The following is a 17,523-nucleotide window of genomic DNA, read 5'->3' as shown; positions in this document are numbered from 1 at the left end:
CCGCAGGCTGAAATGCCAGTATGTACCAACGTAAAACAGAGAAGAAAGTGAAGAGAATAAAACTAACATTGCCCTGGAAATTGGCCTGTCTGACGTGGGGAATACTGTTGAGTCTGGCTACAGGTTCTGTTGCCGCATCCGCCAATATACTGTCTTTGCCTACACCGACCGTGCGTGGTCATAAACCGACAGTGACAGCCGGACAGATGGTGCTTGAAGACAAAAACCACAATGGCATACCGGATGTGGGTGAGGTTGTGAGTGTTGATGTCAGTCATCCGTTTAAGTCCACGGATCCGGATGGCGACGTGGTTTCGAACGTGTATAACTGGAAAGTAGACAATAGCAAGGTGAGCACTAAAGAAAGCTACACCATCAAAGCATCAGACGTTAACAAAATACTCACTCTGGAAGTGACACCTTACACGGATATTGCCACCACGGAGCCGTCAGTGGGTGATGTGGTGATCGTTTCTGACCTGCAAACTGCTGACGAATATTTTCAGCATTGCATTCCGAGTGGCGAGCGTTGGTACTATTCTGAGCGGTGGCGATTCTATTTATATCCTTGTGGATATAAAAATGCGCAACGTCCCGCCGAAACGGACATTACAGTAGAACGATTTTCTTCTACGGATAAGGATGGGATTACCAGGAACATCTCCTCTTTTCAGGCGTGGGTTTCGGAAACGTATGGCGCAGGTATATATGTTTTTGCCGACAATGAAAATGTCCCCAGGAGTTTTCCATTCACCCTGGTTGCTGACACTGTGCTGAAAATAAAAGATGGGACGATCAGACGGCTCAGGACGTCCTGCGTATTCTCAGAATATGGTGCTCCATATAATAAAGCTACCTGCACCGTGATCAGAAAACTATAAATTGATCTTACTCGCGTAATCTGGACACAGCACTAAGCGAAGTTCTGGTTTTCAAATAGTTCCACTTATTAAACTGCGTTAACTAAAACAGGAAGAGAAAAATGACCAAATTCAGTTATCAACATGATGTTCAGAGTATAAATCTTTCTTATCTCTCTTTAGCACAAAACATGATTAAGCATGATAAAGCATCAGCAATGTTTCGTCTTGGTCTCACAGAGAGTCTTGCTGATTTAATGGGAATGTTGACGTCGGCGCAAATGGTAAAGTTATCCAGCCTGGGGCAGTTTCTCTTTCATCTCCGACTGGATGACAAAATACTTGACTCCATGCTTGCAGAATCACGCGTTGAGGATGTTCAGTCGGTACATGCCGGAATATTATTGTCTACGGGGATGCTTGATAAAAACAGCATAAACCATGAATAATCAAAGTATTCTTCAGGATATACGCAATATAGGGCTTGCTGTCGAATTAATTTCTCTTGGAGCGCGCTTGCAAATGGTGGAGGCTGAAACAAACCTCAGTCGCGGTAAACTGACAAAACTTTATAAGGAGATTCATGGTTGTTCCCCACCAAAGGGATTATTGCCATTTTCCGCTGACTGGTTTATGCATTGGGAACAAAATATTCATGCCTCGGTTTTTTGTAATATATGGCGATTTATCCAGTCAACGGGGCTTTGTAGTAAAATTGAAACTATTGTAAAGGCATACCGACTTTATCTTGAACATGTCCCATCAATGGATGATAGTCCTTTATTATCATTTACACGGGCATGGACGCTGATTCGTTTTTTGGACGCCGACGTACTTGGAAGTACTCATTGCACTCAGTGTCGGGGGTTATTTGTCTCACACGCTTTTCAGCCGAAAGGGATCTTTATTTGCAGTTTATGTGCGCCGCCAAGCAGAGCGACAAAAATAAGTCAGGAAATTGGCTTCACAAAAGAAAGAGAAGAGGAAGTGGTTTATTCTGGTCAGTTTTTTTCTGCCCATGTCGGGTTTGCAAGAAAAGTGGATGTGTCACATCATTATATTGCAAGGTGAGTAAGATGAAATGTCGTGTTGTCATTAAAAAATAAACACAAATTCCAGGGTGATGTTATCATCTTTTGATTTTTATACTCGTTATAATTGTAGAGATATTCAGATCTCGTTCATGTCTCTATTTTAGTCGGGCAGGTTTTTTTCTGCCCGGCACCACTATATGGCTTCATGATGACAATATTATTACTATTTCGATTGCTATTCCGGATGCGCGTGGGCATTAAAAAAGGAATACAAATGGCAGACAGAAAAAAACATTCAGCACACCTCATCTGTGCGCTGTTGTTAATGGCAGGCACCTGCAATGCAGGCGCGACAACGGTTTTCGCACAGACTGAAACCGTTACGGGACATGCACCCGTGGTGGAGACCCCTGTAATTAAACTCACGGGAGGGCCTGGTCACTGGCGGCTGGAGTCAACCCCTGTACAATGGCGCGATGAGGATGGTGATTCCTTCGGCGAAGGGAATCATGGCGTGCAGTATGAATGGCAAATCTATCGCAATGACGGCACGAAGAAGACTGTTTTCTCTACCCCTGAAAACTATTTAGACGTCCCTGCGGAAAATGAAGGGATGGATATTGCTCTGCTTATCGGGGTATTTACGGACAACAAAACGACTGAATCTGCTAATGGATATTCACCAGAAACGGCAACAGTACATATTCCTGGAGTGGAGAATTTTCCCGATGAGAACAAGACTGAGGTAGCATTAACGACTAATGAAGTAGTCATTGGGAGTGGTGCGGGCGTGCAGGTCCGTCTGAAGGATAAGAACGGGAATAAAATAGAGGGACAATGTTCCCTGCTTGGTAAACAAATAAAGGTTAATGTACCCGCTGCAGAACCTTATAGTGAATGGCGTGAGGAATTTCCTGGTACAAGCTATTCATCCTGTACGCGTTATTACAACATGATGAAAATAGGTAATAATTTGAAAATAAGTTTGTCTTCTCCACAATGGAAGGAGACACATTTTTCGGAAGGCTACTCCGTCCGCAGTCCATATATTACCAAAATAACAACGTCAGACGGGTGGTATTTTTATCCTGAAGAAGGATTTCCGCACACCGGCATCAAGGGAAAGCAGTTCACACTGGAGTTCTGGGATGGTAACCCCGCAGACTATGACTGGTCTGATAATTCAGATGCTGTTGACGTCAACAACGGAACGGTCACATTCACGACGAACACGCCACCTGCAAACAGGACAATAACGATCACCGGGACACCCCACCATAAAGAATGGGACGTCGTCACCTATACCTTCACGCTCCATAAATGGTTTACCGAAGCGGGTAATGGTCAGAAATATACCTGGAAAGACGCCGTTAATCAGTGCGCATTAATGTCCGATGTTTTTCCTGAGAAGGACCAGCTTGACCTGGAGGGATGGTATATTCGCACGGCGTCCAGTGACTCCTTCTGGACAGCCACTAAAGGCACCTTTAATCACACGTATACTGTCAAAGGTTATGGTTTTCCTGACTGGGGGGGCTCTATGAATGAAAACGACAAAAATGGCGTGCTCTGTCTGCACGAATATTCTCACTGACCGTTACATCTTCATCCGTTAACGTTGACCGGTATATCGGCTGGGCTTTGGTCAGCAGGCCGTTGTAACGGCCTGCTGTTTAATTTACAGACTGCGCAGTCTTACGCTACACCATGAATGAAAACAGGTTTTTGCCAGACGGATGCAACGATTATTGTAGTTGCACAACTTTTTTATCACCACACCGCCAGCCTGAATATCACGCCCGACAATCCCAGCGTCGGGCAGGTGAAACTGCCATCAGGCAACGGATATCACTCTTCCTTCGGCAGGCACTGCAAATGACCGTGACGCACGCCGCGCTGGGAAATGACATCATCGGCAAAATGCTGGACATCGCCCATGTCGCCTTTCAGGACGGCAATTTCCAGACAGTCGTCGTGATTGATGTGTACATGCAACGTGGCGACAGACAAATCATGGTGGTGGTGCTGCGTAGAGACAATACGGCTGGCTAAATCGCGCTTCTCATGCTCATAAACGTAAGAAAGCACTGCGAAACCCTGGGTGCCGTGCTCTTGCGTTGTCTCCTGTGCCAGCGCGCCGCGCAGAATATCGCGGATCGCTTCCGAGCGGTTATTGTAGCCACGGTGCTGACTCAGGCTGTCCAGCGTTTCCAGTAAATCGTCATCGAGGGTGATGGTGACACGTTGCATCTGAGTAAAACCTTATAATTTCTGACTGCGGCGCACGGGAAATGCGGGAAGTACCGCATTTTGTAGCACACGTCCGGCGTCAGTGGAAAACGTTAATGCATCGCCCACATCCTGCGTCTCAACAATGTTGCCTTCTTCCTGTCACGGCGAAGCGCTTTTTGCGCCGGGCGGTTAAGCCGGATACCGGTTTTCCCTGCCTGCTCATGTCACCCTGCGTCTGCGATTCTAAACCAACCAGCAAGCGCTCGGAGGAACTTTTGCCACAGCCGCTACGGCCAGGCCATGTCACGGTTTCACGAAACCCTCTGCCTGATATTTCACCAACGGTTCATACACCAGGCTCTGGGCGAATATTTGATCAGGTGTGGAAAGGAAACGGGCGAGTGGCCCTACTTTTACCGGCCATGCGGTGGTTGTCTCGTCAGGTGTGGCGGTGTGTGCTGGATCAATAGATGGGCAACCAGAAGGGGAAAGTATACGAAAATCGTATACTCAATCGGGAGAAACGGGCGTGGGATACCTGCGTTTCTCAATCGTTGTTTCAGGCAACCGCGTCCAGTCGCTGTATCGATGCGGCGCTGATCTGAAACGGCGTAGGGGTGCATACGGCCAGGCTCAAGGTGTCAAGCTGGCAGTGGCTGACCGACAAGGCTGAAGCCAGTGTGCTGTCGACGCTGACGATTTGCCAGGCGGTGCCGCCGCGCTGTTTCACCATCGCTTCTTTACGCGTCCAGATGCGCCAAAACGCGGCCAACTGCTGGTCCGGATGCTCTGCGTCCATTTCGGCATGTTCCCCGAGGCTGAAGACTGCATTGGCCAGCGCCTGCCAGTTATGATGTGGACGGATAATTTCGATATCGCAACCCACCTCGCCTTCGTCACTCAACAGCAGGACGATGTCATCGCCGCTGTGACTCAAGTTGAACCACAGCGGTGTCTGGGCTGAAAACGCGGGTTTTCCCTGTTCGCCATATACAATCTCGGGTAAGGGTGAAAGCGCGTGGGAAAGCAGCACGCGGCCCGCCAGCCAGCGGGCACGACGCTTGCCTTGTGGAGCTTGAGCGTACAGCGAAGACGGTAACGCGCCTTTGCTCAGTGTCGACACTTTTCCCAGAACGATCCGGTACATATCAGGACCAACGTTTAATAATAATGGAATTTATACAGTGTATCATTTGTCATCTTATCCCGGTAATCGGCTCTTGGGGCGTCCTGGCCCCAGTAATATCGCCAGTTTGCTGCCGCCTTTGGTGGTTTCCATCCAAATCTTGCACACGCTGGTTAAGGGGACAGAAAGTAACATACCTACCGGACCTAATAACCATCCCCATACCAGTAATGAGAGAAAGACCACGAGAGTGGACATTCCCAGACGATGTCCCATGATGCGCGGTTCCAGGATATTACCAATGACCATATGGACCACCAAAAAGAGCGCGCCTACCAGGACACACTCATAAAACCCGTTAAATAACAGGGCCTGGATCATGGGCGGCACCGCCGAAATTACAGAGCCAATGTTGGGGACATAGTTCAGCAGGAAGGCGAGCACGCCCCACATGAGCGCAAATTGAATACCCATCAGCGCAAGTCCCAGCCAGATAATGGCCCCGGTCCATAAACTCAGCAGTGTTTTCAGTGCCAGATAGTGAGAGACGCCTTTTAACGCCCGGTGCAGACCGGCAATGTGGATCTGCGGATTGTTCAGCGCAAAACGCAGTTTGTATGGGACGTGGCGGACTTCAAATAGCATGAAAACGACGGTCATCACCAGCAGAACAATACTGGCCATCGCACCTGACAGTCCGGTCATCAGCGTGGTGGTAAAGGACATTAGTTTGTCAGAATCAATGCGTTGCAACATACGCTCCGGCGACAAATGGAGGTTGAGAAACGGCACCATCTCTTGCAGATGCAGGAGTTTGCGCGTCAACTCTTTGTTGTATTTCGGCAACATGGCAATGAACTCATTGATGGAGGAGGCCAGCACGCCAACCAGCGCGGTGAGAACGATGAGCATCACCACGACCACCAACGTAATCGCCAACGGACGATGCAACCCCCGACGGATGAACCAGGTGACCAACGGGTTCAGAACAATGGCGAAAAAGAGTGCCAGCAAGAGTTGCACAATGATATCTGCTGCGGCATGAATACCGGCCAGAATGACCACTAACGCCGCCAGTTTTAGCAGGATGTGCAAACCCGTTTTGTCAGGCTGAGGGGTTGTCATGTCTACGTCCTTCTTGTGTTTCGTTTGCTAAGTGTAGCGGCTGGCTTGCTGCTGCTATTCTGAATCTTGCTGCTGATTTTCGTGGCCGGGCATGATAGAAATGAAACACTGTTGTAAGAACGTGGTAAATCCCATGCCAGAACCTGTCGCTGAATCGGCGCTCAATGGATTGCGTCTTAATCTACGTATTGTCTCGGTTGTCATTTTTAACTTCGCCAGCTATCTGACCATCGGCCTGCCGCTCGCGGTACTGCCTGGCTATGTTCATGATGTGATGGGATTCAGCGCCTTCTGGGCGGGGTTGGTCATCAGCCTGCAATATTTTGCTACCCTCCTGAGTCGGCCCCATGCCGGACGTTTTGCCGATCTCCTGGGACCGAAAAAAATCGTGGTATTCGGTCTGTGCGGCTGTTTTTTAAGTGGCCTGAGCTATTTTCTGGCGGGCACCACCAGCGCCTGGCCGATCGCGAGCTTACTGCTGTTGTGCCTGGGGCGAGTGATCTTCGGCGTCGGCCAAAGTTTTGCCGGAACCGGCTCCACGCTGTGGGGCGTTGGAGTGGTGGGATCGTTGCACATTGGGCGGGTGATTTCGTGGAACGGGATTGTCACCTATGGGGCAATGGCGATGGGGGCACCGCTCGGCGTGCTGTTCTACGCCTGGGGTGGCTTGCAAGGGCTGGCGCTGACGATTATGGGCGTCGCTTTGCTGGCGGTGTTGTTTGCGCTCCCGCGTCCCGCTGTAAAAGCCAGTAAAGGCAAACCTTTGCCGTTTCGCGCCGTTCTCGGGCGGGTTTGGCTGTACGGCCTGGCCTTATCGCTGGCGTCTGCCGGATTTGGCGTGATCGCCACCTTCATCACACTGTTTTATGACGCTAAAGGCTGGGACGGCGCAGCGTTCGCTCTCACGCTGTTTAGCTGTGCGTTTGTCGGCACGCGTCTGTTGTTCCCCAATGGCATCAATCGGATCGGGGGGTTAAATGTGGCGATGATCTGTTTTGTGGTGGAGGTCGTCGGGCTGCTGCTGGTGGGGATGGCGGTCATGCCGTGGATGGCGAAAATCGGCGTCTTGCTGGCCGGCGCTGGGTTCTCGCTGGTCTTCCCGGCACTGGGCGTGGTGGCGGTAAAAGCGGTACCGCAGCAAAACCAGGGCGCAGCGTTAGCAACCTATACGGTGTTTATGGATTTGTCGTTGGGTGTCACCGGGCCGCTGGCCGGGTTGGTTATGACATGGGCGGGGGTGCCGGTTATCTATCTGGCGGCGGCAGGGCTGGTGACCATCGCCTTTTTGTTGACCTGGCGGTTAAAAAAACGGCCTCCGGCAGTATTGCAGGAGACCGTATCATCGTCGTAACCGTTACTGGATGACCAGCGTGTTAATGATGTTTTCAGCGGCGATTTGCGCTTTTTGCTGATCGTCGGCAGGCAGCGTGATCTGCAGGGTCAACAGTTGGTTACCCACTTTACCCAGCACGACGGAAGAGTAAGCGGTCTGGCCTTTCGCCGAAATAATGCTGTCTAACTGCTGAAGCGTGTGGCCTTTCAGTTCGATAGATTTGTTGGTCACGACCTGCAATTGCGGGTCGCGGCTACGCTGTTGCTCTTCCAGACGTTTCGCCAGCACGGCCAGCTCTTCTTTGGTGTCGTCGCCCACAATCACAATGACGGCTTTCTGGCCGGTGGCGTCAGAATAGACGTGCATATTGTTGGCCTGAGTCCCCAGCTTGCCGCTCTGGTCGGTCATATCTGCCGGCAGTGAGAAGCTGAGTTTGCCATCCATCAGGCTGACAGGTTGTCCGGTTGCGTTACTTTGGGCGGTGGCACCCTCTGCCGGAGCTTTCGTATCGCTGTTATCACAGGCCGCAAGCCCCATAACCAGCAGGCCAATACCGACATATTTAACCAGATTGCGCATTGACTTCTTCCTTTCGATAAACGGCCATAACGGCTCATTCGCCCATCTTATCACAACTCGGAAAACGAACCTTTAACTCGTCTGTAATGCCGAAATTTCAGATTTATCTGCCAGCCTTTTCAGCAACATATTGAGCAATACGCCATACATCGGCAGGAAGAAGACGAGGCTGATCAGCACTTTGAATGCGTAGTCGACGAGGGCTATTTCCATCCAGTGCTCGGCCATAAACGCGTCTGGGCTACGCCAGAAGGCGATAAAGAAGAAAGCGAGCGTATCACTGACGTTACCAAACAGCGTCGAGGCTGTCGGCGCCAGCCACCAGCGACGATTCTGACGCAGACGATTAAAGACATGCACATCCAGAATTTGCCCCAGCGCATAGGCCATAAAACTGGCGGCGGCGATACGGGCGACAAACAGGTTGAAGTGCAACAGCGCGCCAAATCCCTGCCAGGATCCCATATAGAACAGCGACGAGATGACATAGGAGATCAGCAGCGCCGGGATCATCACGGCAAAGATGATTCGGCGTGCCAGCGGCGCGCCAAAAATACGCACGGTCAGATCGGTGGCGAGAAAAATAAAGGGAAAACTGAACGCGCCCCATGTGGTGTGGAAACCAAAAATGGAAACCGGGAGCTGTACCAGATAGTTACTGGAGGTGATCACCAGCAAATGGAATAACGATAACCAGAACAACGCATTTACGCGCTGCATTTGAGTAAAGGAGTTCATATTGTACCTTTTTGATAAACCATTGGGGTGAGGGAACCCAATAAAACGGTCGCATGATACTGCTTTAACTACGCAATGCAATGGTTGTTTTTCACGCAATCGTTAACCTGATTGGCTTACTCGCAAACTGGGCGTAAACTACGACCGTTTTTTGAGTAAATGAGACGAAGATGACCGATCTGCTTTCAACCCCCGACCATACGCTTGATGCTCAGGGACTGCGCTGTCCGGAACCCGTAATGATGGTGCGTAAAACTGTGCGTAACATGCAGACAGGCGAGACGTTGTTGATTGTCGCCGACGATCCGGCCACGACCCGTGATATCCCCGGTTTTTGTACCTTTATGGAACATGAACTGTTAGCGAAAGAGACGGAATCACTGCCGTATCGCTATTTAATCCGTAAAGGGCAGTAAGCGGTGCCGGATGGCGCTTACGCTTATCCGGCCTACGGGCTGCACGTGGAGCATTATTCTTTGTAGGCCGGATAAGGCAACGCCGCCATCCGGCACAAACACATTAGCCTTTTCGCAACAGTCGCAGCGCATTCGCGGTCACCAGCACTGTCGCCCCCGTATCTGCCAGCACCGCCAGCCAGAGTCCGGTTAGCCCCAGCAGCGTCGTGACGAGAAAAATCCCTTTCAACCCCAGCGCAATAGCGATGTTCTGTCGAATATTGGCGTGAGTCGCGCGCGCCAGTTGAATCATCTGAACCAGCCCACGCAGACGGTTATGGGTCAGCGCGGCATCGGCGGTTTCCAGCGCGACATCCGTACCGCTTCCCATCGCGATGCCGATCGCGGCTGCTTTCATGGCGGGGGCGTCGTTAATACCGTCGCCAACCATCGCCAGCGGCGACTGCTGGTTAAGGGCGAAAACGGCCTTAACTTTATCTTCCGGCAGCAGCCCGGCTTTAAATTCAAGCCCCAGCTCACTGGCGATAGCAGCCGCTGCGCGTGGGTTATCGCCGGTCAGGATCACGCCATTCACCCCTAACGCGTTGAGTTCGCTAACGGCGGTGTGGGCATCCTCACGCAACGTATCTTGTAGGGCAATCACGCCAAGAACCGTTTCGTTACGCAACACCAGCACTACCGTTTGCCCGGCGTTTTCCAGCGCGTTGATCACCCCGACAAAGGTGTCAGCAGGTTGTTTACCCGCAGCGCAAATCAGCACGCGCTCGCCGTTGACCAGCGCTTCAATGCCGGAACCGACCAGCGCACGTTGAGACTGCGCTGTGGGAATATTGAGTTTGCGTGCCTGGGCTTCACCGACGATGGCCTGTGCCAGCGGATGCGTCGCCCCCTGTTCCACCGCCGCAGCCAGCGCCAGCAGGTCAGCTTCGCCGATTTCTGCCGCCGGATGGATAGCCGTAACCCGGGGTTTCCCGACCGTCAACGTCCCGGTTTTATCAAAGGCGACATGGGTGACTCTGCCCAGTTGTTCCAGCGCCGCCCCCCCTTTGATCAGCGCGCCACGGCGTGCCGCCGCCGCCAGCCCGGAGGTAATGGCGGCGGGCGTTGAGATAACCAGAGCACACGGGCAGCCAATCAGCAGCAGCGTCAGACCTTTATAAATCCACTCTTGCCACGAGGCGGCAAACAGCAACGGTGGCACGAGGGCGACCAGCAGCGCGATGGCCATGATCGCCGGGGTATAAATTCGGCTGAAGCGATCGATAAAACGTTCGATCGGCGCGCGGCGCTCTTCGGCCTCTTCAATCAGTTTCAGGATACGGTCAATCGCGCTGGCGCCCGGTTCCGAAAGCACTTCGAGCGTAACGAGGCGGTCAACGCTGGTGGCGCCAGCAGGAACCTTTTCGCCGGTTGCGCGCTCAACCGGGATGGATTCTCCCGTCAGTGCGCTTTCATCAAAACTGGCGAAAGCGGAAACCAGTTTACCGTCGGCAGGCAGGCGACCACCGGCGGCAACTTCAATGATGTCACCCGGTTGCAGGGTATTGATCGCCACCTCTTCGCGCTGGCCGTTACGTATACGTATGGCGGTTTCGGGTTTGAGCGCCATCAGCGCGCTGACCCCTTTACGGGCGCGGCTGGCAGCCCAACCTTCCAGGCGTTCGCCAATCAGGAACAGCAGTAGCACCATGGCCGCCTCTGCGGTTGCGCCAATAAACAGTGCGCCGATGGCGGCGACACTCATCAGTGTTTCAATGGCGAAGTAGCTACCGGTTTTCATCAGTCGTAGCGCCTGGCGGGCGATCGGGTAGAGACCGACCAGCGTGGTGGCGATAAACGCTAACTGACCAAACGGATGATTGAATTGCTCCAGGCCCCAACTGAGCGCCATCAACAGGATGAGCGTGACCAGCGGCAGATTTTCTTTAAAGCGCGATGCGGAACTCTCTTCACGGGCCTGCTCGTCGCGCAGGGTATAGCCCGCGTTTTGGACGGCGCGTTCAATTTGCTGACGCAGATCGGAACCCGCGTCTACCACCAGTTTTTCTGTCGCGAAGAGAACCTGAACCTGATTGACGCCACTCACCTGGCGTACGGCATTCTCGACTTTCCGAGCGCAGGCGGCGCAATCCATACCGGCAACTTTCCAGATATAACGGGTGCCTTCAATGGTGTCGGAAACCGGGGGGGCAGAGGTGCTACACGCCCCTTCACAGCAGCAGTCATCCGACTTCTGTGGCGCGGGCGCAAGGGTAAAGGATGAAAATTGTGGGGCCTTTTTGCCATCAGTATCGGGTGTCGACATGGCATCCTCCGGTCGATGATAATTTTCTCATTAACCGGAGGATACACTCTGGAGTCGACTCCAGAGTCAAGCGTTATTAGAGATAAAGTGAGCGCACGATCAGGAAGTGCCCCGCGAAGTAGCAGGCGGCGGCAATCGCGTTATCCGCCCGGAAGCGGTAGCGATAGTGGCTCCCCAGCCAGACAATATTGCCAACGAACAGCAATGCCGCCCCCATAAACGCAGAAAATGCTGGCGCGGTGGGGCGGAAGAACCACAGTTCACCGGCCAGCCAGACCATCACCAGCGTCATCGCGATAAACGTACACACCGGCCAGCGTAACTCCTCCAGACGCGTCCAGATGACCGCGATCAACAACGCGCCCAGCACCAGCAGTACCAACGGCAACGGCCAGAAGAAGGAGAGCGTCATTTGGCTGGCGAAGTAGATGGTATACAGCAGGTGCGACAAGAAGAATGCGCCAATGGCGTACAGCAGGCGCTGGCGAGGCAGCAGTGTCAGCGCGTCGCCCACCAGTGTGGCGCACAACCCCGCAAGGACCAGGTAGCTGACGGCACTGAACATCGGCGCTTGCCAGGCAAGCAACAGCAGGAGTAACAATGTGACGGGTTTAAAGACCCAGCGTTGCCACGCAGGCCCACGATAAGACGCATCCACAAATAACCATGCGGAAAGACAGACAGCGATAAACGACCAAAGCATCTTAGTTCCTTGAATTCGTTATTTTTTCGCAAGCGATATGCTCACGGCCTTAGTGTCCAGTGTAGAGGCGGGTACAGGCGGATGACAACACCATAACAGGCAGGGTATGCTTATTTCCGCATTTTCTGATGGGTTAAAAACATGAGTAAGCCACCTATTTTTTTCATTATTATCATTGGGTTGATTGTCATTGCTGCGTCGTTTCGTTTTGTTCAACAGCGGCGAGAAAAAGCCGATAACGAGAATGCGCCGTTACTGCAAACGTCGGTGGTAGTCAGTAATAAACGTGAAAAACCGCTCAATGACCGACGCTCGCGCCAGCAGCAGGTCACCCCGGCGGGCACGAGTATGCGTTATGAGGCGAGTTTTAAACCGCAGAGCGGGGGTCTGGAACAGACCTTCCGTCTTGATGCACAGCAATATTATGCGCTGACTGTGGGAGACAAAGGCACACTGAGCTACAAGGGAACGCGCTTTGTCGATTTTGTCAGTCAGACTGAGGCCCGGTAAACGTGGTGCCACCGGGCAAAAAAATCACTTTTTCATCTGTGACTTCAGTTTCTTCTGCCAGACCAGCAGTTCAAACACACCGAACAGGAAAATGCGGATTTTCTCGCCGTTAGTCATTTGCGGGCCCTCTTTTGGCAAGGTGCTTTTCAGCAACGCGAGCTGCATACCGTGCATCAACGCCATAAAAATCAACGCGACGTTCACGAAGATATTGAGTGGTCGCGGGAAAGGTTGTACCACGTTAAGTAACAAAAATGCCCAGACGCAGAGCATTAACAACCGTCCCAGATTAATCAGCATTACATTCTCCTTATTTTTCTCTTTGATATAAACGGTATGCGACTTGCCCGGCGACTTTCTCGCGATACAGCGACCAGTTTTCCGGGACCGGAGGCAGACCATTTTCGACTTCGCTTTCAACATAAATATAGGCTTCATCAGCCAGCCAACCGTGCGTTTCCAGCAACGTCAGCGTCTCTTCCAGCAGTCCTTTACGAAACGGCGGATCGACGAAAACCACGTTGTGCGGCGTCCCGGCCTGGGCGAGGTGCGCCAGGGTATTGGCATTGATAACCCGGGCGTTGCTGGCTTTTAGCGTCACCAAATTTTTTTGCAGCTGCTGCGAAACCGCGCGATCCATCTCCAGGAGCGTCGCGCCTGCCGCGTAACGGGACAATGCTTCCAGTCCCAGTGCGCCGCTGCCCGCAAAACAGTCCAGGCAGTGGGCGTCGACCATCACGGGCGCCAGCCAGTTGAACAGCGTTTCGCGGACGCGATCCGTCGTCGGACGCAGACCTGGGCTGTCCGGAACCGGGAGTTTACGGCCTCGCCATTGTCCGCCAATAATGCGGATTTGACCGCTGCCTGAGTGATTCGGTTTTTTCATGTCAAATGGCTCAATCCGCGGCTGATACGTAATACCAGGCGGTGATGTGAATTAAGTTAAGTGATAGACTATTTCATCATTTTTTTAGCTGCTATGTACATAGCGTTGACGCTGTGCCATGAAGCAACAGCGGGGAGTGTGGTCGCAAATGGCGAAAGAGAAAAAACGTGGCTTTTTTTCCTGGCTGGGCTTTGGTCAAAAAGAGCAGGCACCGGAAAACGAGACAGAACTAAAAAACGAAGAACAACAACAGGTTACTGATGAAGTTGTTGCGGCTGAAGAGAAGCAGCACGCCCCGGAGCCGCACAACGACGCTGAATCTGACGCTTTTGCCACTGAGGTGGTTGACGTCACTGAGCAGGTTGCCGAAAGTGAAAAATCGCAGCCGGAGCCTGTCCTTGCTGAAGCCGTGCCGGTAGAACCTGAGGTTGAACCACAGCCAGAAGAGGTAGAGACGACTGCTGTTATCGTCGAAGAGGCGGTTGTTGAAACACCTGAGCCGACCGTGGCTGTTGCTGATGTCATCGAACATGAAGAGCTGCCGTTGCCGGAAGAGGTGAAAGCCGAAGACATTTCCCCGCAGGAGTGGCAGGCAGAAGCGGAAACCGTCGAAATCGTTGAGGCGGTTGAGGAAGCGGCGGAAAACGAACCCGAATTAACCGACGAAGAGCTGGAAGCGCAGGCGCTGGCAGCCGACGCGGTAGAACAAGTAGAAGAAGTAGAAGAGACAGAACAGCCGGTTGTTGACGCCGCAGAGGCACAAGAAGAGACGCCAGTTGAAGAGAGTGCTCAGGAGCAGGAAAAACCGACCAAAGAAGGTTTCTTTGCGCGCCTGAAACGCAGTCTGCTGAAAACCAAAGAAAACCTCGGTTCCGGATTTATCAGTCTGTTCCGTGGAAAGAAAATCGACGATGATCTTTTCGAAGAATTAGAAGAGCAACTGCTGATCGCTGACGTCGGGGTGGAAACCACCCGTAAGATTATTGCTAATCTGACCGACGGCGCGAGCCGTAAGCAACTGCGCGATGCCGAAGCGCTCTACGGGTTGCTCAAGGATGAAATGGGCGAAATTCTGGCGAAAGTCGATGAGCCATTGAATGTGGAAGGCAAAACCCCGTTTGTTATTTTGATGGTTGGCGTTAACGGTGTGGGCAAAACGACCACTATCGGTAAGCTGGCGCGTCAATTTGAACAGCAGGGCAAATCCGTGATGCTGGCGGCCGGAGACACCTTCCGTGCCGCTGCGGTGGAGCAGTTGCAGGTTTGGGGGCAACGTAACAACATTCCGGTGATTGCTCAGCACACGGGCGCAGATTCCGCTTCCGTGATATTTGATGCGATTCAGGCGGCGAAGGCGCGTAACGTTGACGTGCTGATCGCTGATACCGCAGGTCGCTTGCAGAACAAAGCGCACCTGATGGAAGAATTGAAAAAAATCGTTCGCGTCATGAAGAAACTGGACGAAGATGCGCCGCATGAAGTTATGCTGACTATCGATGCCAGCACTGGGCAGAATGCGATAAGCCAGGCCAAACTGTTCCACGAAGCGGTCGGGTTGACTGGGATCACTCTGACCAAGCTGGACGGAACGGCGAAAGGGGGGGTTATCTTCTCGGTTGCCGATCAGTTTGGCATTCCTATCCGCTATATTGGTGTGGGCGAACGTATCGAGGATTTACGTCCGTTTAAAGCGGGCGATTTTATAGAGGCACTTTTTGCCCGAGAGGATTAACAATGATTCGCTTTGAACATGTCAGCAAGGCCTATCTCGGTGGGAGACAAGCGCTGCAAGGGGTCACATTCCACATGCAGCCTGGCGAGATGGCGTTCCTGACCGGTCACTCTGGTGCGGGGAAAAGTACCCTGCTGAAGCTGATCTGTGGAATTGAGCGGCCAAGCGCCGGGAAAATCTATTTCAGCGGGCATGACATCACGCGTTTGAAAAACCGTGAAGTGCCGTTTCTGCGCCGTCAGATCGGGATGATTTTCCAGGATCACCACCTGTTGATGGACCGTACGGTCTACGACAACGTGGCGATCCCGCTGATTATTGCGGGTGCCAGCGGAGACGATATTCGTCGTCGCGTGTCGGCGGCGCTGGATAAAGTTGGCCTGTTGGACAAAGCGAAGAACTTCCCGATTCAACTCTCCGGCGGTGAACAGCAGCGTGTGGGTATTGCCCGGGCGGTGGTGAACAAACCGGCAGTATTACTGGCGGATGAACCAACCGGGAACCTGGATGACGCGCTGTCGGAAGGGATCTTACGTCTGTTCGAAGAGTTTAACCGCGTCGGGGTGACAGTACTGATGGCAACGCACGACCTGGGACTCATTTCCCGCCGTTCGTATCGGATGCTGACCCTGAGCGATGGACATTTGCATGGAGGCGAGGCCCGTGAATAAGCGCGACGCTATCAACCAAATCAAACAGTTCGGTGGACGACTGGACCGTTTTCGTCGTTCCGGCGGCTCCTCCGGCGACGGTGGACGCAATGCGCCGAAGCGGGCGAAACCGTCGCCAAAGCCGAACTCGCGTAAAACCAACGTCTTTAACGAGCAGGTGCGCTATGCGTTTCAGGGCGCGTTACAGGATCTGAAAAGCAAACCGCTGGCGACGTTTCTGACGGTGATGGTTATCGCGATCTCCCTGACCCTGCCAAGCGTGTGCTACATGGTGTACAAAAACGTGAACCATGCGGCAACGCAATATTACCCTTCTCCGCAAATAACCGTTTATCTGCAAAAAACGCTGGATGATGACGCCGCGGCAGGGGTGGTGGCACAGTTACAGGCTGAGCAGGGTGTGGAAAAAGTGAATTACCTGTCGCGGGACGACGCGCTGGGCGAGTTCCGTAACTGGTCCGGATTTGGCGGCGCGCTGGACATGCTGGAAGAGAACCCGCTGCCGGCAGTGGCGGTGGTGGTGCCGAAACTCGACTTTCAGGGAACCGACTCGTTGAATACGTTGCGCGATCGGATTTCGCAAATTAACGGTATCGACGAAGTGCGCATGGATGATAGCTGGTTTGCCCGTCTGGCGGCGCTGACCGGTCTGGTGGGCCGGGTATCGGCGATGATCGGCGTACTGATGGTCGCGGCGGTATTCCTCGTCATCGGTAACAGTGTGCGCCTGAGCATTTTTGCCCGTCGCGATACCATTAATGTACAGAAACTGATCGGTGCGACAGACGGTTTTATTCTGCGTCCGTTCCTGTATGGCGGCGCGCTGCTGGGCTTCTCTGGCGCATTTCTTTCGCTGATTTTGTCAGAAATTTTGGTGATGCGACTGTCGTCCGCTGTGACGGAAGTGGCGCAGGTTTTCGGAACGAAATTTGATATCAACGGGTTATCGTTCGACGAGTGTCTGCTGTTGTTGCTGGTGTGCTCAATGATTGGCTGGGTGGCAGCCTGGCTTGCCACGGTACAACATTTACGTCACTTTACTCCTGACTAAAAAAACCGTGATATAATCTTTCCCTGCAATGAATTCCCGTTCGCAGGGAAAGAGCTTCAAAAAAATCTCCTGTCCCTGCCCGCGTATTTTTCAAAACGGTGTCACATTTTGTGCGTAGTTTATTCACAACGTTGCATTGAACTTGTGGATAGAATCACTGTCTGATAAAAATGTGAATGATATTCTCGTTGCTCATAAGCTCTGGCATGATTGTTGTTGTAA

Annotated in this window: 19 protein-coding genes and 3 pseudogenes; 10 read left to right on the top strand and 12 right to left on the bottom strand. The window is 52.6% G+C overall.

Annotated elements, in window-relative coordinates; genetic code table 11:
• The first annotated feature begins 20 nt into the window (after positions 1-20).
• The 4 genes and pseudogenes from CJP72_RS09915 to CJP72_RS09900 all read left to right on the top strand — a co-directional run bounded on the left by CJP72_RS09915 (position 21) and on the right by CJP72_RS09900 (position 3,488).
• A complete protein-coding gene (locus CJP72_RS09915) occupies positions 21-881 on the top strand; it encodes a hypothetical protein (RefSeq protein WP_162380698.1) in 861 nt (286 codons plus the stop codon).
• 101 nt (positions 882-982) lie between these two features.
• Positions 983-1,309 carry a flagellar transcriptional regulator FlhD gene (flhD, locus tag CJP72_RS09910; RefSeq protein ID WP_162380697.1) on the top strand — a complete coding sequence of 109 codons (327 nt, stop codon included), beginning with the start codon at positions 983-985 and terminating at the stop codon, positions 1,307-1,309.
• Positions 1,302-1,805, top strand: a pseudogene (flhC, locus tag CJP72_RS09905) (flagellar transcriptional regulator FlhC); the annotation flags it as partial. The gene flhD and the pseudogene flhC, both read left to right, overlap by 8 nt.
• 363 nt (positions 1,806-2,168) lie before the next feature.
• Positions 2,169-3,488 carry a hypothetical protein gene (locus CJP72_RS09900; protein WP_162380695.1) on the top strand — a complete coding sequence of 440 codons (1,320 nt, stop codon included), beginning with the start codon at positions 2,169-2,171 and terminating at the stop codon, positions 3,486-3,488.
• Positions 3,489-3,742: 254 nt separating this feature from the next.
• On the opposite strand, the gene nikR is transcribed toward CJP72_RS09900, so the two are convergent.
• The 6 genes and pseudogenes from nikR to CJP72_RS09880 form a co-directional block, all read right to left on the bottom strand.
• Positions 3,743-4,144, bottom strand: coding sequence for a nickel-responsive transcriptional regulator NikR (gene nikR / locus CJP72_RS09895; protein WP_162380694.1), 402 nt, complete (start codon positions 4,142-4,144; stop codon positions 3,743-3,745).
• 12 nt (positions 4,145-4,156) lie between these two features.
• A pseudogene (gene nikE / locus CJP72_RS09890) lies at positions 4,157-4,282 on the bottom strand (nickel import ATP-binding protein NikE); the annotation flags it as partial.
• Positions 4,263-4,433, bottom strand: coding sequence for an ATP-binding cassette domain-containing protein (locus CJP72_RS26310; RefSeq protein ID WP_446714966.1), 171 nt, complete (start codon positions 4,431-4,433; stop codon positions 4,263-4,265). The gene CJP72_RS26310 and the pseudogene nikE, both read right to left, overlap by 20 nt.
• A pseudogene (locus CJP72_RS25485) lies at positions 4,433-4,621 on the bottom strand (hypothetical protein); the annotation flags it as partial. The gene CJP72_RS26310 and the pseudogene CJP72_RS25485, both read right to left, overlap by 1 nt.
• A 64-nt stretch (positions 4,622-4,685) precedes the next feature.
• A complete protein-coding gene (gene acpT, locus CJP72_RS09885; RefSeq protein ID WP_162380693.1) occupies positions 4,686-5,273 on the bottom strand; it encodes a 4'-phosphopantetheinyl transferase AcpT in 588 nt (195 codons plus the stop codon).
• A gap of 54 nt (positions 5,274-5,327) precedes the next feature.
• Entirely contained in the window at positions 5,328-6,377 is a 1,050-nt protein-coding gene (locus CJP72_RS09880; RefSeq protein ID WP_162380692.1) for an AI-2E family transporter, read from the bottom strand.
• Positions 6,378-6,468: 91 nt separating this feature from the next.
• Between CJP72_RS09880 and CJP72_RS09875 the strand changes: the two genes are divergently transcribed.
• On the top strand, positions 6,469-7,728 hold the full coding sequence (locus CJP72_RS09875; protein ID WP_162380691.1) for an MFS transporter: 1,260 nt from the start codon (positions 6,469-6,471) through the stop codon (positions 7,726-7,728).
• Positions 7,729-7,731: 3 nt separating this feature from the next.
• Here CJP72_RS09875 and CJP72_RS09870 read toward each other — a convergent pair whose 3' ends face one another.
• The gene (locus tag CJP72_RS09870; RefSeq protein ID WP_162380690.1) at positions 7,732-8,289 is read right to left on the bottom strand and encodes a DcrB family lipoprotein; all 558 of its coding nucleotides are present in this window, start codon (positions 8,287-8,289) and stop codon (positions 7,732-7,734) included.
• Positions 8,290-8,361: 72 nt separating this feature from the next.
• Positions 8,362-9,027, bottom strand: coding sequence for a 7-cyano-7-deazaguanine/7-aminomethyl-7-deazaguanine transporter (locus CJP72_RS09865; RefSeq protein ID WP_162380689.1), 666 nt, complete (start codon positions 9,025-9,027; stop codon positions 8,362-8,364).
• Positions 9,028-9,197: 170 nt separating this feature from the next.
• On the opposite strand from CJP72_RS09865, the gene tusA reads away from it, so the two are divergent.
• Positions 9,198-9,443, top strand: a complete 246-nt coding sequence (gene tusA, locus CJP72_RS09860) for a sulfurtransferase TusA (RefSeq protein WP_162380688.1) — start codon at positions 9,198-9,200, stop codon at positions 9,441-9,443.
• A 103-nt stretch (positions 9,444-9,546) separates the two neighbouring features.
• Here tusA and zntA read toward each other — a convergent pair whose 3' ends face one another.
• Both zntA and CJP72_RS09850 read right to left on the bottom strand, forming a co-directional pair.
• Positions 9,547-11,748: a Zn(II)/Cd(II)/Pb(II) translocating P-type ATPase ZntA gene (gene zntA, locus CJP72_RS09855; RefSeq protein WP_162380687.1), complete on the bottom strand. Its 2,202-nt coding sequence runs from the start codon at positions 11,746-11,748 to the stop codon at positions 9,547-9,549.
• A gap of 76 nt (positions 11,749-11,824) precedes the next feature.
• The gene (locus CJP72_RS09850; protein ID WP_162380686.1) at positions 11,825-12,451 is read right to left on the bottom strand and encodes a lysoplasmalogenase; all 627 of its coding nucleotides are present in this window, start codon (positions 12,449-12,451) and stop codon (positions 11,825-11,827) included.
• Positions 12,452-12,592: 141 nt separating this feature from the next.
• Between CJP72_RS09850 and CJP72_RS09845 the strand changes: the two genes are divergently transcribed.
• Positions 12,593-12,961, top strand: coding sequence for a DUF2500 domain-containing protein (locus tag CJP72_RS09845; protein WP_162380685.1), 369 nt, complete (start codon positions 12,593-12,595; stop codon positions 12,959-12,961).
• 24 nt (positions 12,962-12,985) lie between these two features.
• On the opposite strand, the gene CJP72_RS09840 is transcribed toward CJP72_RS09845, so the two are convergent.
• Positions 12,986-13,261 carry a DUF1145 family protein gene (locus CJP72_RS09840; protein WP_162380684.1) on the bottom strand — a complete coding sequence of 92 codons (276 nt, stop codon included), beginning with the start codon at positions 13,259-13,261 and terminating at the stop codon, positions 12,986-12,988.
• A 10-nt stretch (positions 13,262-13,271) separates the two neighbouring features.
• Entirely contained in the window at positions 13,272-13,847 is a 576-nt protein-coding gene (gene rsmD / locus CJP72_RS09835) for a 16S rRNA (guanine(966)-N(2))-methyltransferase (RefSeq protein ID WP_162380683.1), read from the bottom strand.
• A 148-nt stretch (positions 13,848-13,995) separates the two neighbouring features.
• Here rsmD and ftsY point away from each other — a divergent pair, with 148 nt between their 5' ends.
• Genes ftsY through ftsX form a run of 3 tightly spaced genes read left to right on the top strand, consistent with a single transcriptional unit; the run spans position 13,996 to position 17,301 of the window.
• Entirely contained in the window at positions 13,996-15,579 is a 1,584-nt protein-coding gene (gene ftsY, locus CJP72_RS09830; protein WP_162380708.1) for a signal recognition particle-docking protein FtsY, read from the top strand.
• A 2-nt stretch (positions 15,580-15,581) separates the two neighbouring features.
• Positions 15,582-16,250, top strand: a complete 669-nt coding sequence (gene ftsE, locus CJP72_RS09825; RefSeq protein ID WP_162380682.1) for a cell division ATP-binding protein FtsE — start codon at positions 15,582-15,584, stop codon at positions 16,248-16,250.
• Positions 16,243-17,301, top strand: a complete 1,059-nt coding sequence (gene ftsX, locus CJP72_RS09820; RefSeq protein WP_162380681.1) for a permease-like cell division protein FtsX — start codon at positions 16,243-16,245, stop codon at positions 17,299-17,301. Before ftsE ends, ftsX begins: the two co-directional genes overlap by 8 nt.
• The last annotated feature ends 222 nt before the right edge of the window (positions 17,302-17,523 follow it).

Origin of the sequence: Citrobacter sp. NCU1 (genome assembly GCF_010231475.1) — a bacterium.
Lineage (GTDB): Bacteria > Pseudomonadota > Gammaproteobacteria > Enterobacterales > Enterobacteriaceae > Citrobacter_D.
The sequence above is the reverse complement of the archived record's forward strand: the minus strand, read 5'-3'. Positions and strand labels throughout refer to the sequence as shown.

What these genes read in the sequence shown, in the direction of transcription:
- CJP72_RS09915 (WP_162380698.1), top strand. Translation starts at nt 21, where the DNA reads ATGTACCAACGTAAAACAGAGAAGAAAGTGAAGAGAATAAAACTAACA.
- flhD (WP_162380697.1), top strand. Translation starts at nt 983, where the DNA reads ATGACCAAATTCAGTTATCAACATGATGTTCAGAGTATAAATCTTTCT.
- CJP72_RS09900 (WP_162380695.1), top strand. Translation starts at nt 2,169, where the DNA reads ATGGCAGACAGAAAAAAACATTCAGCACACCTCATCTGTGCGCTGTTG.
- nikR (WP_162380694.1), bottom strand. Translation starts at nt 4,144, where the DNA reads ATGCAACGTGTCACCATCACCCTCGATGACGATTTACTGGAAACGCTG.
- acpT (WP_162380693.1), bottom strand. Translation starts at nt 5,273, where the DNA reads ATGTACCGGATCGTTCTGGGAAAAGTGTCGACACTGAGCAAAGGCGCG.
- CJP72_RS09880 (WP_162380692.1), bottom strand. Translation starts at nt 6,377, where the DNA reads ATGACAACCCCTCAGCCTGACAAAACGGGTTTGCACATCCTGCTAAAA.
- CJP72_RS09875 (WP_162380691.1), top strand. Translation starts at nt 6,469, where the DNA reads ATGATAGAAATGAAACACTGTTGTAAGAACGTGGTAAATCCCATGCCA.
- CJP72_RS09870 (WP_162380690.1), bottom strand. Translation starts at nt 8,289, where the DNA reads ATGCGCAATCTGGTTAAATATGTCGGTATTGGCCTGCTGGTTATGGGG.
- CJP72_RS09865 (WP_162380689.1), bottom strand. Translation starts at nt 9,027, where the DNA reads ATGAACTCCTTTACTCAAATGCAGCGCGTAAATGCGTTGTTCTGGTTA.
- tusA (WP_162380688.1), top strand. Translation starts at nt 9,198, where the DNA reads ATGACCGATCTGCTTTCAACCCCCGACCATACGCTTGATGCTCAGGGA.
- zntA (WP_162380687.1), bottom strand. Translation starts at nt 11,748, where the DNA reads ATGTCGACACCCGATACTGATGGCAAAAAGGCCCCACAATTTTCATCC.
- CJP72_RS09850 (WP_162380686.1), bottom strand. Translation starts at nt 12,451, where the DNA reads ATGCTTTGGTCGTTTATCGCTGTCTGTCTTTCCGCATGGTTATTTGTG.
- CJP72_RS09845 (WP_162380685.1), top strand. Translation starts at nt 12,593, where the DNA reads ATGAGTAAGCCACCTATTTTTTTCATTATTATCATTGGGTTGATTGTC.
- CJP72_RS09840 (WP_162380684.1), bottom strand. Translation starts at nt 13,261, where the DNA reads ATGCTGATTAATCTGGGACGGTTGTTAATGCTCTGCGTCTGGGCATTT.
- rsmD (WP_162380683.1), bottom strand. Translation starts at nt 13,847, where the DNA reads ATGAAAAAACCGAATCACTCAGGCAGCGGTCAAATCCGCATTATTGGC.
- ftsY (WP_162380708.1), top strand. Translation starts at nt 13,996, where the DNA reads ATGGCGAAAGAGAAAAAACGTGGCTTTTTTTCCTGGCTGGGCTTTGGT.
- ftsE (WP_162380682.1), top strand. Translation starts at nt 15,582, where the DNA reads ATGATTCGCTTTGAACATGTCAGCAAGGCCTATCTCGGTGGGAGACAA.